Below are 13,921 nucleotides of genomic sequence, written 5' to 3'. Positions count from 1 at the left end.
ACAGGAAGGAAACGGAACATGAAAATTGCCATTGGAGCTGATAGCGCCGGCAAGCCGCTGCTCGACGTCATTGCCGCTCACCTCGCTACCAAGCCTGGCCTCACGGTTAGCGACCTCAGCCAGTCGGGCTACTATGCCGACCTGTCACAGAAGCTCGCGCAGACCATCCTGGACGGCGAAAACGATCGCGGCATCCTGTTTTGCGGCACCGGCATCGGCGTATCCATATCCGCCAACAAGGTGCCCGGCATTCGCGCCGCACTCACCCACGACACCTATTCGGCCGAGCGCGCGGCAAAATCCAACAACGCCCAGATCATCACCATGGGCGCCCGCGTCATCGGCCCGGAACTGGCCAAGTCGATCGTCGATGCATGGCTTGCATCGGAATTCGATGAGAAGGGACCGTCGGCCGGCAATGTCCAGGCGATCGACAGGCTCGACGCGGCGAAGCGGGGTTAAGCCAGACTGTTCCACATCGCTCTGATAATCGTCACGGCCGATGCGGCGCCGGGGTCCATATGCCCGAGCGAGCGCTCGCCGAGCCGCGATGAGCGGCCCTTGGCGGCGATCATGTCCTTGGTCGCCTCGGCACCTCGTTCGGCCGCTGCAAGTGCAGCCTCCAGGCTCTCGGACAGGCTCTTGCCGGCTTCCTGCGCGGCACCCGCTGCTTGCGCAGCCGGCAGCCAGGCGTCGACCATGGTCTTTTCGCCGAGCTCGGCCTTGCCGCGATCCTGGATGCCTTGCGCCATCGCCCGGAGCATGGCGATGGTGTCAGCGTCCTCCAGAATTGCCTTGCCTTTGACGGCGGCGGCACCGCGCATGAAGGCGGTCGCATAGAGCGGGCCTGACGAGGCGCCGACCGCGTTGAGGAAGGATTTCGCCGCAGTGTTGAGCAGCGCCGTCGGCTCGGTCGCCGCGAGGTCGAGTTGTGCTAGTGCATCGCGCGCAGCTGTGAAGCCTAGTGCCATGGCGATGCCATGGTCGGCGTCGCCGATGACGCCGTCGAGTTGGCAGAGCCTGTCCTTGTCGGCGTCGATCGCCGCCGCGATCTCATCGAACATTCTTTTCAAGCCGACTGAATCGATCGAGGTCATGATGCTTTCTCAGCCGGCGCGGAACATGGCGCAGTCGCAAGGATGGTCGAGCATCGCCTGCAACTCGCCGTCGAGATGCATCAGCGTCACCGAGGCGCCAGCCATTTCGAGCGAGGTGCAGTAATTGCCGACCCAGGTCGCGTGGACGGAAATACCGACGTCATCCAGCCTCTGCTTGACGCGTCGGTTCATGATGTAGAGCTCCATCAACGGCGTTGAGCCGAGCGAATTGACCAGAACGGCGACCTTATCGCCGCGCGCCGGCGCCATCTCGTCGAGGACCTTGTCCAGCATTTCGTCGGTGATCTCGTCGGCCGTTTTCAACTTTCCGCGCGCGATGCCTGGCTCGCCATGGATGCCCATGCCGATCTCCATCTCGTCCGGTCCGATCTCGAAATTGGGCCGGCGGGTCTGCGGCAGCGAGCAGGGCGACAGCGCCACGCCCATGGTGAAGGTGTGATCGTTGGCCTTCCTGGCGATACGCTCGCATTCATCGAATGACAGCATCTGGTCGCATGCGGCACCGGCGGCCTTGAAGATGAAGAAATTGCCGGCGACGCCGCGCCGCTTCTGCCTCTGGTCGCGCGGCGCCGAGGCGACATCGTCGGTGGTCAGCACGGTGCGCACCTCGATGTCGTCCATTGCCGCCATTTCGGCGGCCATGTCGAAGTTCATCACGTCGCCGGCATAGTTGCCGTACATGAACAGCACGCCGGCGCCACCGCTGGCCGCCTTGGCGCATTCGAGGATCGGGTCCGGCGGCGGCGAGGCGAAGACATTGCCGATCGCGGCGGCGTCGGCCAGCCCCTTGCCGACGAAGCCGAGGAAGGTCGGCTCGTGGCCCGAGCCGCCACCGATGACGAGACCGACCTTGCCTGGGCGCGGTCCGTCGCGGGCGATAATGGCGCGCGGACTGCCGTCCGCGCTTCTGAGATGGCGCGGATGCGCGGCCAGGATGCCCTCCAGCATCTCGTCGACGGAGCGGTTACCGTCATTGATGATCTTCTTGGTCTGCACCGGCATCCTCCCTGGTTTTCGTGAGATACTACAGCGCCTTACCGGGATTTCCACCCGGCGGTGGAGGTTTCACGCCGCGATGTGTTCGCGTGCCGCCAGCAGTCGCACGCAGGCACTGGCCGCCTCTTTGCCCTTGACCTTGAAATGCTCGAAGAAGAAGCGGTGATGGTCCGCGCTGTCATGGTAGTTGTGCGGCGTCAGCACCGCCGAAAGCACCGGCACGCCAGTCGACAATTGCACATTCATCATGCCGTCGATGACCGCGCTTGCAACAAACTCGTGCCGGTAGATGCCGCCATTGACGACGAACGCGGCGCCGAGGATAGCGGCATAGCGGCCGGTCACGGCAAGCGTCTTTGCATGCAGGGGAATCTCATAAGCGCCAGGCACATCGAAGACATCGACGGCAACGCGTTTCTCTCCGAGAACCGCCAGTTCCGCCTCGAATGCTTCAACGCATTGGTCGACGATATCGGCATGCCAACGCGCGCGAATGACGGCAACGCGGATCGTTTCATAGTCGTTGTGGGAATGCTGATTCATGGGTCCATCCTTCCGTTTCGAACCAGAATCAGGACGCACGATATGGAGTCCGAACCGCGAAAGCGGACCGTCTTCCATTTCGTTCTCTTCCATCCGGACTGTGACCGTCGGCTCCGGAATCACACCGGATCTGCTGACCCCTCCGGCTAACCGGAAAGCGCTCGCGGGCTTGGGCCGAGACCCTTACCGCCGGTGGGGACTTTCGCCCCGCCCTGAGAACATTGACGGCGTTTGTATGGAAGGACCGGAAAGCGCTGTCAACCACCGGCATCGTCATCGATGGCGCAGAAATAGCGATCCGTTTCGACCTGGTCACCGTTGAGGGCGAGGGAGGAGAGCGTCAAATGGCGATCACAGATAAGGCAGGCAGCACCTTGTCCAAGGTGATGGGAAATTCACGCACTCGCACGCCGGCCGCGTTGTAAACGGCGTTGGCGACAGCAGCCCCCGCACCGCACACGCCGAGCTCGCCGAGACCCTTTGCGCCAAGCGGGTTGGCCTTGTCGTCGTCTTCCTCGAGGAAGGCGACCTCCATATCGGGGACATCGCCATTGACCGGCACATGATACTCGGCAAGATCGTGATTGACGAAGTGGCCGTAGCGCGGGTCGAGCACCGTCTGCTCCATCAGCGCTGCACCGATCCCCCAGGTCATGCCGCCGATGATTTGCGAGCGCGCGGTCTTGGCGTTGAGGATACGGCCCGCGCCGATCACAGCCAGCATCCGGCGCATGCGGATTTCACCGGTATCGCAATCGACAGCGACCTCTGCGAAATGCGCGCCATAGGAATGCTGCGAATAGGTCTTGTATGACTGGGTGGTGGCGCCCGCGGCTACGGAGCCTTCGGCTTCGAGCCCGTCGGGAGAGATCCCTCGGATAAGATCGGCCAGGCTCGCCGATCGCTGGCCGACCCTGACCTCGCCGTCGGCAAAGCTTGCCTCGGTGGCGTTCGCGCCGCGCAACGGCGAGGCTTCGTTCGACTGCGCCGCCTCCAGGATCTGTTTCTTGAGGATGTTGCACGCATCATGCAAGGCCGAACCCGCGCTTGCTGCGCCCCAGGATCCGCCGGAGCCGGCGGTACGCGGGAAGCGGCTGTCGCCGAGCTCCACCTTGACGGACGAGATCGGCAGGCCGAGGCTCTCGGCGGCAATCTGAGTCAGGATCGTATAGGTGCCGGTCCCAATATCGGTCATGTCGAGCCGCGCCGTCACCCGACCGTCCCGGTCGATCGCAACCCGCGCCGTCGCCGCGCCGATATAGTTCGGACGGATCGCCGCCGCCATGCCGTGGCCGATAAGCTTGCGGCCCTCCCGAGTTCGGCCCGGTGTCGGGTTTCTCCGCTCCCAGCCGAAACGGCGGGCGCCTTCCTCCATGCAGGCGACGAGATTGCGGGTGGAGAACGGCACGCCGCGCTCGGGATCCTGTGCCGGTTCGTTGCGGATCCTGAGTTCGATCGGGTCCAGACCGGCGCGCTCGGCGAGCTCATCCATGGCGCATTCGAAAGCCAGCATGCCGGGCGCTTCGCCGGGCGAGCGCATCCATTCGCCGCGGTTGATGTCCAGCGGAACCAGGCGATGGCGGGTGAGACGGTTCGGCGCCGCGTAGAGCGAGCGCGCAAAAACTGCCGTTTGTTCGCAGTACTCCTCGAAGCTGGACGTTGCCGACCAGACATCGTGCGCGATCCCGGTGAGCCGCCCGTCAGTGTCCGCGCCGAGACGTACCTGTTGGACCATCTCTGCGCGATGACCGGCATTGGCGAACATCTGTTGTCGCGTCAGCGCGATCTTCACGGGGCGCTGCAGCACCTGCGCTGCAAGTGCGGCCAGGATCGTGTCGGCATGGGCAATCAGCTTGGAGCCGAAGCCTCCGCCAATGAAGGGGCTGACGATGCGCACTCGCTCGAGCGGGATGCGAAGCGTGCTGGCGACCCCGGCCCGGAAGTTCGCGAGGGTCTGCGCCGATGTACGGATCGTCAGCTCGTTGCCTGACCAGGCAGCATGCGTCGCATGCGGCTCCATCGGATTGTGATGTTCGAAGGGGGTCCCGTAAGTGGAATCGATCTTGATCGGCGCCGTCGCAAAGGCGCGCTCGAAGTCGCCGACCACGCTGTCGGTCTCGAAGCCGGCATTGGTCCGCCTTGGCGCGTAGGCGTCGGCGATATGTCCCGGTAGATCGTAGAGGCCTGGCTCCTCGTCGTAGCGTACTCTGATGAGGCCCGCAGCAGCGCGTGCAGCCTCGAACGTCTCCGCAACGACCAGCGCGACCGGCTCGTCGTAATACCGTACCCGATCGCTGTTGAGCGCGGGCCGGGGGCGCGTGAAGACCTCCGGCACCGTTGGCGTGACCGTTGGGCCGAAATCCGGCTGGGCCGGCGCATTCCGGTGCGTCATGACGAGCAACACTGCCGGCGCCCGTTCGGCTTCGGTCGTGTCGATCTCGGCGATGCGGCCCTTGGCGACGGAGGCGCCGAGAATGTAGCCATAGGCTGTACCATCCAGCTTATTCTCGTAAGCGTATGTGGCGCCGCCCGTCACTTTGAGCGGACCGTCGATGCGGTCGATCGGCCGCCCGATGATGCCAGCATCGGCACGAGGTTTCACCCTTGAATGGGTGGCGGAGCCGGGCAGTCCGGGTATGGTCTCGTTCATAAGTCACCTAAAGATTTTTCATCTGGAGTTCGGAAACATCGAGGCCGCGACGACGCCGCTTCCTCGCACCTTTATGTTCGTCGCGCGGCGGCCGGAGCTCACGCGGCGATCTCGCCGAAATACTCGCGAAACTCGACCAGCCTCCCTGTTGGGCCGGCTCGCATGAAGATCGCATGCAGGCCAGTGTAGGGCGCGCCACCGATTGTCCCGCTCCCGCGATCGCAGACGATGACCCAGTCGGCGGCGAAGAGCTTGAGATCGACGGTCGATTTGGTGATCCTGTTCCCCAGCGCTTGGTGCGCGGCGGTCCAGGCTGCGAGTGCCCGTTTGCCCTCTGGCGGTCCGTGTCGGCCTCGTTGCTCGCCGACAGGGAATTGGAAGGTCATCGTCTCATCGCAACAGTCAAGGAATGCCGTCCAGTCGCCAGAGGCCCAGCCGGCAAAGAAGGCGTCTACGGCGGCCTCGAGGCCGTGACGAGCTCCCGGATCGGATGTGGCGCCCCAGGCTGTGGCGGCAGAGACGAGAAGGCCGCCACCCGCGGCGGCAACGGCGCGTCGCGTGAGTTTCATATCGATCTCCTGCTCGGCGCCTGCATCTGGGAACCGCGATTCGGGGTCGTCGTCTCTGTCATCGCATCACCTCATGCACTCTCGGCGGCAGCAGCGAGCGTGTGCCGCATCGTCCGTTTCGCCAGCGGGATCTTGAAATCATTGCCGCCATGCCCGACGGCTCCGGCGAGCGCGGCTTCGGCGGCGTCGCTAAAGGCGCCGTCGGATGCCGCCGCTCCTGCGAGCGTCCGCTCCGCCTCCGTCGCGCGCCATGGCTTGGCTGCCACGCCGCCCATGGCGATCCGAGTGCTTCGGATACGGTCGCCGCTTTTCTCGACGATTGCTGCCACCGACACCAGCGCGAAGGCGTAGGCACGGTCGCGCACCTTGCGGTAAACCTGTCGGCCGGGTGGCGGCGGCGGCAGGGCAACCGCGACGACTATTTCGCCGTGGCCGAGCACGGTCTCCACCTGGGGCGTCGCCTCGGGCAACCGATGGAAATCGCCGATCGGGATCGTGCGGGTCTCGCCGCCGGGCGAGACGGTCTCAATCCTGGCGTCGAGCCCGGACATGGCGACCGCCATGTCGGAGGGATGGACCGCAATGCAGGCTTCGCTCGCGCCGAGTACGGCGTGCATGCGATTGAAGCCCTGAAGTGCCGCGCAGCCCGAACCCGGCTGGCGCTTGTTGCAGGGCATGTTGCGGTCGTAGAAATAGGGACAGCGCGTGCGCTGCAGGAGATTGCCGCTGGTCGAGGCCTTGTTGCGTATCTGTCCGGACGCTCCCGCCAGCAGCGCTTGCGTGAGCATCGGATAGCGCGACCTTACCCGCGGGTCGGCGGCAAGATCGCTATTGCGGACCTGGGCACCGATCCGAAGTCCGCCTTCCGCCGTCTCCTCGATCCGATCAAGCGGCAGCCGGCTGATGTCGACGAGATGCGCTGGGCGCTCGATCTCGAGCTTCATCAGGTCGAGCAGGTTGGTGCCGCCGCTGATGAACTTGGCGTCCGGCCGGGCCGCAACCGCGGCCGCCGCCTGCTCAGCACTCGCCGCACGTTCATAAGTGAAGGACTGCATTGCTCATGCCTCCTCTGCCGCGTCGCGGATTGCAGCGACAATGTTCGGATAGGCGGCGCAACGGCAGATGTTGCCGCTCATCCGCTCGCGGATCTCGGCATCGGTGAGAGCGACGGAAGCCGCTGCCACGTCGGCGCTCGCATGGCTTGGCCAGCCGGCCCGCGCCTCGCCCAGCATGCCAACCGCCGAGCAGATCTGGCCTGGCGTACAGTAGCCGCACTGGAAACCGTCGCGGGCGACGAAGGCGGCCTGGACCGGATGCAGCCGGTCACCCTCGGCAAGGCCCTCGACCGTGGTGATCTCGTCGCCTTCATGCATTGCGGCAAGCGTCAGGCAGGAATTGATCCGGCGCCCATCGACGAGCACCGTGCATGCGCCGCACTGGCCGTGGTCGCAGCCCTTCTTCGAGCCGGTGAGGCCGACATGGTTGCGCAGCGCGTCGAGCAGCGTCGTCCGCGGGTCGAGCTCGACGGCAAGATCCTTCGCGTTGATCCGTAACGACATCGTCATCGTCGGTAGCGGCGAGGACGATGCAGCCGCCGTGACGGTCTCGGCCGGCTCGGCGTCAACCGGTAGTCCGGTAGCCAGCAGCACCCCGGTCGCAACACCGCCTTCCAATACCATCCGACGCGTCGGCCCGCTCCTGTTGTCCGTTTTGGCCATGCATGATCTCCCAGCCGCAATGAGGCGCAGACGGCAACTTGACCCGAGCGAACCCTCGGGTTCTGTCACCCAACGACACTGGAGGTGGGAGTGCGGGCGGCGGCTTTCTTTCAAGAAACCGGCGGCACTATCAGGATTCTGGAGAAGAATTCACCCGATAGGCACGAGGCGTCATGCCCCTCAGACGTCGGAAGGTCGTGGTGAAGTGGCTCTGGCTTGAGAAGCCGAGCCGAAAGGCAATGACACCGATCGACAAACCCGTTTCGCGCAGTAGCGCCTCCGCTCGCCGCACCCGTTCCTCGATCACATAGGCGTAGGGTGCAAGGCCGGTCGTCGCCTTGAAGCGACGCGCAAAACTGTCGACGGCCATGCCCGCGGCGGCTGCCAGCTCACTTAGCGAAATGTCGGAATTCATATGCGCATCGATGTAATCCCGAACGCGACCAAGTGCCCGGCGGCTGAGACAGCCGTGACGTACAAACCGCGGTTGCTCCCGGCTCAGGTTGGCCACGCGGAGACTGACGAGGGCGACCAGATGCTCGACATAGGCAGTGTCTGGCTTGTGGCCGAGTGCCATCTCGTCACGAAGCGAACTCAAGAGCGTGGCGACGACCGCGTCTTTCTTGTTTACCAGTATAGGCAGGTTCCTCAGGCGTTCGCATCCGGGAAGCCCGATATCGGGATCGATCCACAGGGCTGAATAGGAGAGGTTTACATCGCGATAGAAGCCCTGTCGTTCCGCGCCTGCCGGGACGAAGGTGAGGGCTCCGGGACGGTCCATTCCGTCGTAAAGGGATCGTGCCTCGTGCCGGATGGATGTATGGGACGTGCCGCCTTCTTCGGTCAGCACGATCAGATGATGAGGGGCTGTCCAGCGGAGCTCCGCCTCCCGGCACGCCCACCGCCGGTTGTCGAAGACGATCGAGGAGCTGACCCATGACGCGGTTTGCAGGGGCTCCGACTTCTCGTCCTGGCTCCGAACCCGTCCGTCACCAAGCAACGGTCTGAATGACATCGCGGTATCCCGCTGGTTCACTCGCCGAGCCGTGGGCAGCCCGGCTTCGAGCGTTGGGCGCCGCCCCGCCGCTACGCATACGGCCGTCCATGTGGGACAGGCAACGGGCGTTTTTAACCGTGCCGTGTTCAAGAAATCGTGAGATCAGGCAAATCCGGAGCGCCCTCCCGGAAAAGCGGATCATCCGCGCTCGGGAAACATCGCCCTCAGACCTTCGCGCGAGGCCGTAGCGACACCGCGTTCGGTGATCAAGCCGGTGACCAGCCGCGCCGGCGTCACGTCGAAGGCCGGATTGGCCGCCGGCGTGGCTTCCGGGGATACGCGGACCTGGGCGATCTCGCCGGAAGCGGTCTTGCCCCAGACCAGTGAGACCTCGTCGGGCGAGCGCTGTTCGATCGGGATGTCGGCCAGCCCGTCGCCCACGGTCCAGTCGATCGTCGGCGACGGCAGCGCGACATAGAACGGCACGTCGTTGTCGGCGGCGGCCAGTGCCTTGAGATAGGTACCGATCTTGTTGCACACATCGCCGTCGGCGGTGGTCCTGTCGGTGCCGACGACGACCATGTCGATCTGGCCGCGCTGCATCAGATGGCCGCCGGCGTTGTCGACGATGAGCGTATGCGGCACGCCGTGGCCGGCCATCTCCCAGGCGGTCAATTGGGCACCCTGGTTGCGGGGTCGCGTTTCGTCGACATAGACATGGACTGGAATACCGGCTTCCGTCGCCAGATAGATCGGCGCGGTGGCGGTGCCGTAGTCGACGGTGGCCAGCCAGCCGGCATTGCAGTGGGTCAGGATATTGACTGGTTCGCCCGGCTGCTTGCGCGCCGCGATCGCCTTGATGATTTCGAGCCCATGGGCGCCGATGGCGCGGTTGAGGCCGACATCCTCGTCGGCGATCTCGCCGGCACGCCGATAGGCAGCCGCGGCACGTTCTGCCAGCGGAAGCGTCAGCAGGAAGCGCTGCATTTCGTTCAGCGCCCAGCGCAAATTGATCGCCGTCGGGCGCGTTTCGTGCAAGGTTGCCCAGACGGCGTCGAGTGCTGCATCCGACGGATCGTCGGCCATCTGCATGGCGACGCCATAGGCCGCGGTGACGCCGATCAGCGGCGCCCCGCGCACCCACATGTCGCGGATTGCCGTGGCGATGCCGGCGACGGTATCGATCTTTTCGATGCGGAAATCATGCGGCAGCCAGCGCTGGTCGATGATCTCCACCGAACGCCCGTCGTCACTCGGCCAGATGGTGCGGTAGTGGCGGTCGCCGACGTTCAAATCCTGCTCTCCCGTTCGATCAGCGCGGCCAACCGGTTGACCTCGTCGATGCTGTGGATCTGGCGCCGGTTGACGGCGAGGTGACGGCCGAATTTCAGCGCCTTTGCCTCACATCTGGCGCGCAGATCCGGATCGGCAATGGTCTCGAAATCGGCATTGTGGGCAAGGCCGAGAATTCGCCGGTGAACCTCGACGCCGGCGAAGCCGAGCAGATCGGTCCAGATCGACTGCAGCATGTGGTCGAGCGCCTGCTCGGCGCCAAGCCTGTCGCCCTGATCTTCGAACAGGCTCTTCTGGTAGAGCATGCCAGTACGCCCGGTTCGCCACAGATGCGAGAACTCGGCGCGAAACACCGACCATGTCTCGACCGTAACGCCGAGCAGATAGCCACGCATGGCGTCGCGGCTTCCGTCCTGTTCATGGCCACGCTGCGAGAAGAACGCCATCCAGAAATTGGCGAGCAGCATGCCGACGTCGAAGGCGATCGGCCCGTAGAAGGCGAATTCGGGGTCGATCATCCTCGTTTCGGTGTCGGTGACCATGATCGAGCCGGAATGCAGGTCGCCATGCAGCAGCGTCTCGGCATTGGCAGCGAAGATGTGCTTCATGCGCTGCGCCTCGACCTTGAGGTCGCGGTCGGCGCGCAGCTCGGCGACAATGCCGTCGAGCTGCGGGCTGGTGTGCCGGTTCATCTTGGCATCGAAATACGGATCCGAGAAAACCAGGTTCTCGGTGATGTCGCAGAGTTCGACATTGTCGGCGAACAGCGCCAGATCGGCCTTGCGGTCCTTGGTCGCCATATGCAGGTCGGAGCCGCGAAACAACGTGCGGGCCATGAACAAGCCGATGTCTGTCGCGATGTTGGGCAATTGCCGGCCTTCGATCAGCGCCCGCCGCAGGATAATGTGCGGCGACAGATACTCCATGATGATCAGCGCCTGGCCTTCGTCGAAGTGATAGATATCGGGCACCGAACCCGGCGCCCGCGCCTGTTGCCGCGTCAGCGCATGGTATTCGAAGAAGGAGCGTTTTAGCGGCAGCGGCCAGCTGTCGCCGACCAGCCGGACGTAGGGCAGGGCCTGCTTGACGACGGCCGCACCCTCAGCACCCTCGACGATGAACACCAGGTTCAGATTGCCGTCGCCGACTTCACGAACCTTCCACTGGCTCGTATCCTTGCCGATCTGCGAACACAGGGCCTCGTTGGCACCGAGACGGCCCGCCAGTGTCTCGACCGACAGTGCTTCGAACGGCGATTTCCCAGTCATCCTCACCTCCCGCTCATGTGCTCCGATGATAGCGGAGCCAACGCGGTCGGGCCAAGCTAGGAAGCCTGCTGGCAATTGTCAATCGTGTTGACAATTGCCGATATAGCCCATAGCGTCATGGTCAGGGAGGAGCGAATGGGCAATGATGCCGTGTTCCGCGTCGACGGCCTGAGGAAATCCTTTGGCCATATCGAGGTGCTTGGCGGCGTCTCGCTCGAATTGCGTGCCGGCGAAGTGACCGTGCTGATGGGCGCCAACGGCGCCGGCAAATCCACCCTCGTCAAGATCATCAGTGGTGTCTACGACCATGGCGGCGGCACGATGTCGCTTGCCGGTCACGTGTTCGACCCGAAAACGCCGGCGGAGGCGATCCGCGCCGGCGTCGTTACCGTCCACCAGAACATCAATGACGCTGTCGTCGCCGACCTCGACGTCGCCACCAACCTTACCCTCGACAGGTTGAGCGGCAGCGGCGTGCCGACCCTGTTCAATCCAGGCCGGGTGCGTCGCGAGGCAAAGGCGGTGGCCCACCGCATGGGACTGGCCATCGACCTCAAGGCCCGGATCAGCGATCTCTCTCTGGCCGACCGCCAGATGGTGGCGATCGCCCGCGCCATGGCGCATCGGCCGAAAGTGCTGATCCTCGACGAGCCGACCTCCTCGCTGTCCAGCGCCGAAGCCGACCGGCTATTCGCGCTGCTCGACCGGCTTCGCCAGCAAGGCGTGGCCATCCTCTACATCTCGCACCGTATGTCGGATATCAGACGGCTTGCCGATCGCATCATTTCGATGCGCGATGGGGTTATCTCAGGTATCTTCGACAAGAAGCCGCTGGATTACGAAGGTGCGGTCAACGCCATGCTCGGCCGCAAGATCCAGCTCGAGCGGATCGTCGCCAGGAATTCGGCCAAAGCAATTTTCACTGCCGACGCGCTGCGGATTGCTGAAGGCGCCAGGCCGATCTCGCTGACCCTCGGCGATGGCGAGGTCGTTGCCATCACCGGCCTTGTCGGTGTCGGCAAGACCGTGCTCGCCGAGACGCTGTTCGGCCTGCGCCAGCCGCTGGCCGGGACCATGGTGCTGAACGGGAAACCTTATGCTCCGGCATCGACCGGCGAAGCGATTGCCGCCGGTGTGTTTCTCGTCGCCAAGGACCGAGGCGAAAACGGCATCGTCGGCGACTTCAACATCCAGGAGAATATCAGCCTGCCGTTCCACAGCCGCATGTCGCGTCTCGGTGTTCTCAAACGCCGTATCGAACGCGCCATTGCCCGCCAGCAGATCCAGGAGCTCGGCATCGTCTGCCGCTCGGAGAGGGACGAGATGGCGTCGCTTTCCGGCGGCAATCAGCAGAAGGTGATGGTCGCCCGCTGGATGTCGCAGGCGGCAAGGCTTTTCATCCTCGACGAGCCCTTTCAGGGCGTCGACATTTCGGCTAGGCGCGACATCGCCGCCAAGCTGCGGGCCAGCGCCCACGGCCGCGCGACGCTGCTGTTCGTCACCGAACTCGACGAAGCCCTGGAGACGGCCGATCGCATCCTGGTGATGTCGGAGCAGACGATCGTCGGCGAGCACCGCAATACCGATGTCGATCTCGAGCGTCTGCTGGCCGAAGTGGCGGGCGGGCCGTTGCACAGCGCAGCCTGACGGCGGGATGACGATGAGAATTGGAATGGAGAGGGCATGAATTCGGGTTGGATAAAGACGGTGCCGGCGTGCGGGAGCGCTGAATGATCCTGCGCGACAATGCTATTCGCTACGGCTTCATCGTTCTGTTGTTCGGGCTGATCGGCTATTTCGCCGTCGCTGCCGATGGTTTCGTCTCGCCGCAAAGTGCTGTCTTCATCTTCCAGTCGGTCGCCATCACCGGCGTTCTGGCGCTCGGCGTCACCGCCACGCTGGTCGTCGGCGGCTTCGACCTGTCGATCGGCTCTGTCGCCACCAGCGCCATGATGGCGGCTGCCTATGTCATGGTGGTGCTGGGGCAGAACGCCGTCGTGGCGGTCGTCGTCTGTCTTGTGATCGGCGCCGTCGTCGGCCTGATCAATGGCTGGCTGATCGTCTATATGCGGGTTCCGGACCTTTTGGCGACGCTCGGCATGATGTTCCTGCTTGTCGGCCTGCAGCGCATCCCGACCGAAGGCCGTTCGATCGCCACCGGCATGACCATGCCCGACGGCTCGGTCGCCAACGGCAGCTTCGGCGCCGCGTTCCTGGCGCTTGGCCGCCATCGCTTCGATTTCTTCATCCCGAACCTCATTCCGGTGTCGGTCGTCGTTCTGCTCGTGCTGGCGGTGCTGATCTGGTTTTTTCTCGAATACACGCGTTTCGGGCGCATGATGTATGCGGTCGGCAGCAACGAACGCGCCGCAGAACTCGCCGGCGCGCCTGTCAAGGCATACAAAATCTGGGCCTACGTTATTTCGGGAGTTTTTGCCTCGATCGGCGGCATTTTGCTCGCTGCCCGGCTTGGACGCGGCGACATCGCCTCGGGTAATAATCTGTTGCTCGACGCGGTGGCTGCGGCACTCATCGGTTACGCGGTTCTCGGCGCCGCCAAGCCGAACGCCTTCGGCACGGCTGTCGGCGCGGTGTTTGTCGGCGTGCTGCTGCAAGGCCTGACGATGATGAACGCGCCTTACTACACGCAGGATTTCGTCAAGGGCGTGGTTCTCGTGGTCGCCCTTGTCTTTACCTTCGCCCTTTCCGGCAGGGGCAGGAGATAGGGTTCGACCGGGTCATATTTTGGGTTCAACAAGTGGAGGAAAC

The 13,921-nt window shown here is 64.1% G+C and carries 13 protein-coding genes and 1 riboswitch; of the genes, 3 read left to right on the top strand and 10 right to left on the bottom strand.

The window, feature by feature from the left end; genetic code table 11:
* The first annotated feature begins 18 nt into the window (after window positions 1-18).
* Entirely contained in the window at window positions 19-462 is a 444-nt protein-coding gene (gene derI / locus NKH30_RS01775) for a D-erythrulose-4-phosphate isomerase (protein WP_023676015.1), read from the top strand.
* Here derI and dhaL read toward each other — a convergent pair.
* The 10 genes from dhaL to mtnK all read right to left on the bottom strand — a co-directional run bounded on the left by dhaL (window position 459) and on the right by mtnK (window position 11,152).
* Window positions 459-1,097: a dihydroxyacetone kinase subunit DhaL gene (gene dhaL, locus NKH30_RS01770; protein ID WP_352472272.1), complete on the bottom strand. Its 639-nt coding sequence runs from the start codon at window positions 1,095-1,097 to the stop codon at window positions 459-461. The genes derI and dhaL overlap by 4 nt on opposite strands.
* A gap of 9 nt (window positions 1,098-1,106) precedes the next feature.
* Entirely contained in the window at window positions 1,107-2,114 is a 1,008-nt protein-coding gene (locus NKH30_RS01765; protein WP_352768455.1) for a dihydroxyacetone kinase subunit DhaK, read from the bottom strand.
* 69 nt (window positions 2,115-2,183) lie between these two features.
* On the bottom strand, window positions 2,184-2,657 hold the full coding sequence (locus tag NKH30_RS01760; RefSeq protein ID WP_352681001.1) for a 6,7-dimethyl-8-ribityllumazine synthase: 474 nt from the start codon (window positions 2,655-2,657) through the stop codon (window positions 2,184-2,186).
* A gap of 77 nt (window positions 2,658-2,734) precedes the next feature.
* Window positions 2,735-2,881, bottom strand: a riboswitch (FMN riboswitch).
* A gap of 116 nt (window positions 2,882-2,997) precedes the next feature.
* Entirely contained in the window at window positions 2,998-5,307 is a 2,310-nt protein-coding gene (locus NKH30_RS01755) for a xanthine dehydrogenase family protein molybdopterin-binding subunit (protein ID WP_352993954.1), read from the bottom strand.
* A 98-nt stretch (window positions 5,308-5,405) separates the two neighbouring features.
* A complete protein-coding gene (locus tag NKH30_RS01750; protein WP_352472276.1) occupies window positions 5,406-5,876 on the bottom strand; it encodes a nuclear transport factor 2 family protein in 471 nt (156 codons plus the stop codon).
* A gap of 71 nt (window positions 5,877-5,947) precedes the next feature.
* Window positions 5,948-6,931, bottom strand: a complete 984-nt coding sequence (locus tag NKH30_RS01745; RefSeq protein WP_352993952.1) for an FAD binding domain-containing protein — start codon at window positions 6,929-6,931, stop codon at window positions 5,948-5,950.
* A gap of 3 nt (window positions 6,932-6,934) precedes the next feature.
* Window positions 6,935-7,594 (bottom strand): 2Fe-2S iron-sulfur cluster-binding protein, encoded by a 660-nt coding sequence (locus NKH30_RS01740; RefSeq protein ID WP_352681006.1) that lies wholly within the window; start codon window positions 7,592-7,594, stop codon window positions 6,935-6,937.
* Window positions 7,595-7,724: 130 nt separating this feature from the next.
* The gene (locus NKH30_RS01735) at window positions 7,725-8,609 is read right to left on the bottom strand and encodes a helix-turn-helix domain-containing protein (RefSeq protein ID WP_031211585.1); all 885 of its coding nucleotides are present in this window, start codon (window positions 8,607-8,609) and stop codon (window positions 7,725-7,727) included.
* 180 nt (window positions 8,610-8,789) lie between these two features.
* A complete protein-coding gene (gene mtnA / locus NKH30_RS01730; RefSeq protein ID WP_352542227.1) occupies window positions 8,790-9,884 on the bottom strand; it encodes an S-methyl-5-thioribose-1-phosphate isomerase in 1,095 nt (364 codons plus the stop codon).
* Window positions 9,881-11,152 (bottom strand): S-methyl-5-thioribose kinase, encoded by a 1,272-nt coding sequence (gene mtnK, locus NKH30_RS01725; protein WP_352814666.1) that lies wholly within the window; start codon window positions 11,150-11,152, stop codon window positions 9,881-9,883. Before mtnK ends, mtnA begins: the two co-directional genes overlap by 4 nt.
* A gap of 135 nt (window positions 11,153-11,287) precedes the next feature.
* On the opposite strand from mtnK, the gene NKH30_RS01720 reads away from it, so the two are divergent.
* Entirely contained in the window at window positions 11,288-12,799 is a 1,512-nt protein-coding gene (locus NKH30_RS01720; protein WP_352768535.1) for a sugar ABC transporter ATP-binding protein, read from the top strand.
* Between the two features lie 83 nt (window positions 12,800-12,882).
* Window positions 12,883-13,878 carry an ABC transporter permease gene (locus tag NKH30_RS01715; protein WP_352472281.1) on the top strand — a complete coding sequence of 332 codons (996 nt, stop codon included), beginning with the start codon at window positions 12,883-12,885 and terminating at the stop codon, window positions 13,876-13,878.
* The last annotated feature ends 43 nt before the right edge of the window (window positions 13,879-13,921 follow it).

Source organism: Mesorhizobium sp. M1273 (assembly GCF_040318195.1).
GTDB lineage: Bacteria > Pseudomonadota > Alphaproteobacteria > Rhizobiales > Rhizobiaceae > Mesorhizobium.
Note: the sequence above shows the minus strand (reverse complement) of the source record. Positions and strands in the feature narration are given on the sequence as shown.

What these genes read in the sequence shown, in the direction of transcription:
- derI (WP_023676015.1), top strand. Translation starts at nt 19, where the DNA reads ATGAAAATTGCCATTGGAGCTGATAGCGCCGGCAAGCCGCTGCTCGAC.
- dhaL (WP_352472272.1), bottom strand. Translation starts at nt 1,097, where the DNA reads ATGACCTCGATCGATTCAGTCGGCTTGAAAAGAATGTTCGATGAGATC.
- NKH30_RS01760 (WP_352681001.1), bottom strand. Translation starts at nt 2,657, where the DNA reads ATGAATCAGCATTCCCACAACGACTATGAAACGATCCGCGTTGCCGTC.
- NKH30_RS01755 (WP_352993954.1), bottom strand. Translation starts at nt 5,307, where the DNA reads ATGAACGAGACCATACCCGGACTGCCCGGCTCCGCCACCCATTCAAGG.
- NKH30_RS01750 (WP_352472276.1), bottom strand. Translation starts at nt 5,876, where the DNA reads ATGAAACTCACGCGACGCGCCGTTGCCGCCGCGGGTGGCGGCCTTCTC.
- NKH30_RS01745 (WP_352993952.1), bottom strand. Translation starts at nt 6,931, where the DNA reads ATGCAGTCCTTCACTTATGAACGTGCGGCGAGTGCTGAGCAGGCGGCG.
- NKH30_RS01740 (WP_352681006.1), bottom strand. Translation starts at nt 7,594, where the DNA reads ATGGCCAAAACGGACAACAGGAGCGGGCCGACGCGTCGGATGGTATTG.
- NKH30_RS01735 (WP_031211585.1), bottom strand. Translation starts at nt 8,609, where the DNA reads ATGTCATTCAGACCGTTGCTTGGTGACGGACGGGTTCGGAGCCAGGAC.
- mtnK (WP_352814666.1), bottom strand. Translation starts at nt 11,152, where the DNA reads ATGACTGGGAAATCGCCGTTCGAAGCACTGTCGGTCGAGACACTGGCG.
- NKH30_RS01720 (WP_352768535.1), top strand. Translation starts at nt 11,288, where the DNA reads ATGGGCAATGATGCCGTGTTCCGCGTCGACGGCCTGAGGAAATCCTTT.
- NKH30_RS01715 (WP_352472281.1), top strand. Translation starts at nt 12,883, where the DNA reads ATGATCCTGCGCGACAATGCTATTCGCTACGGCTTCATCGTTCTGTTG.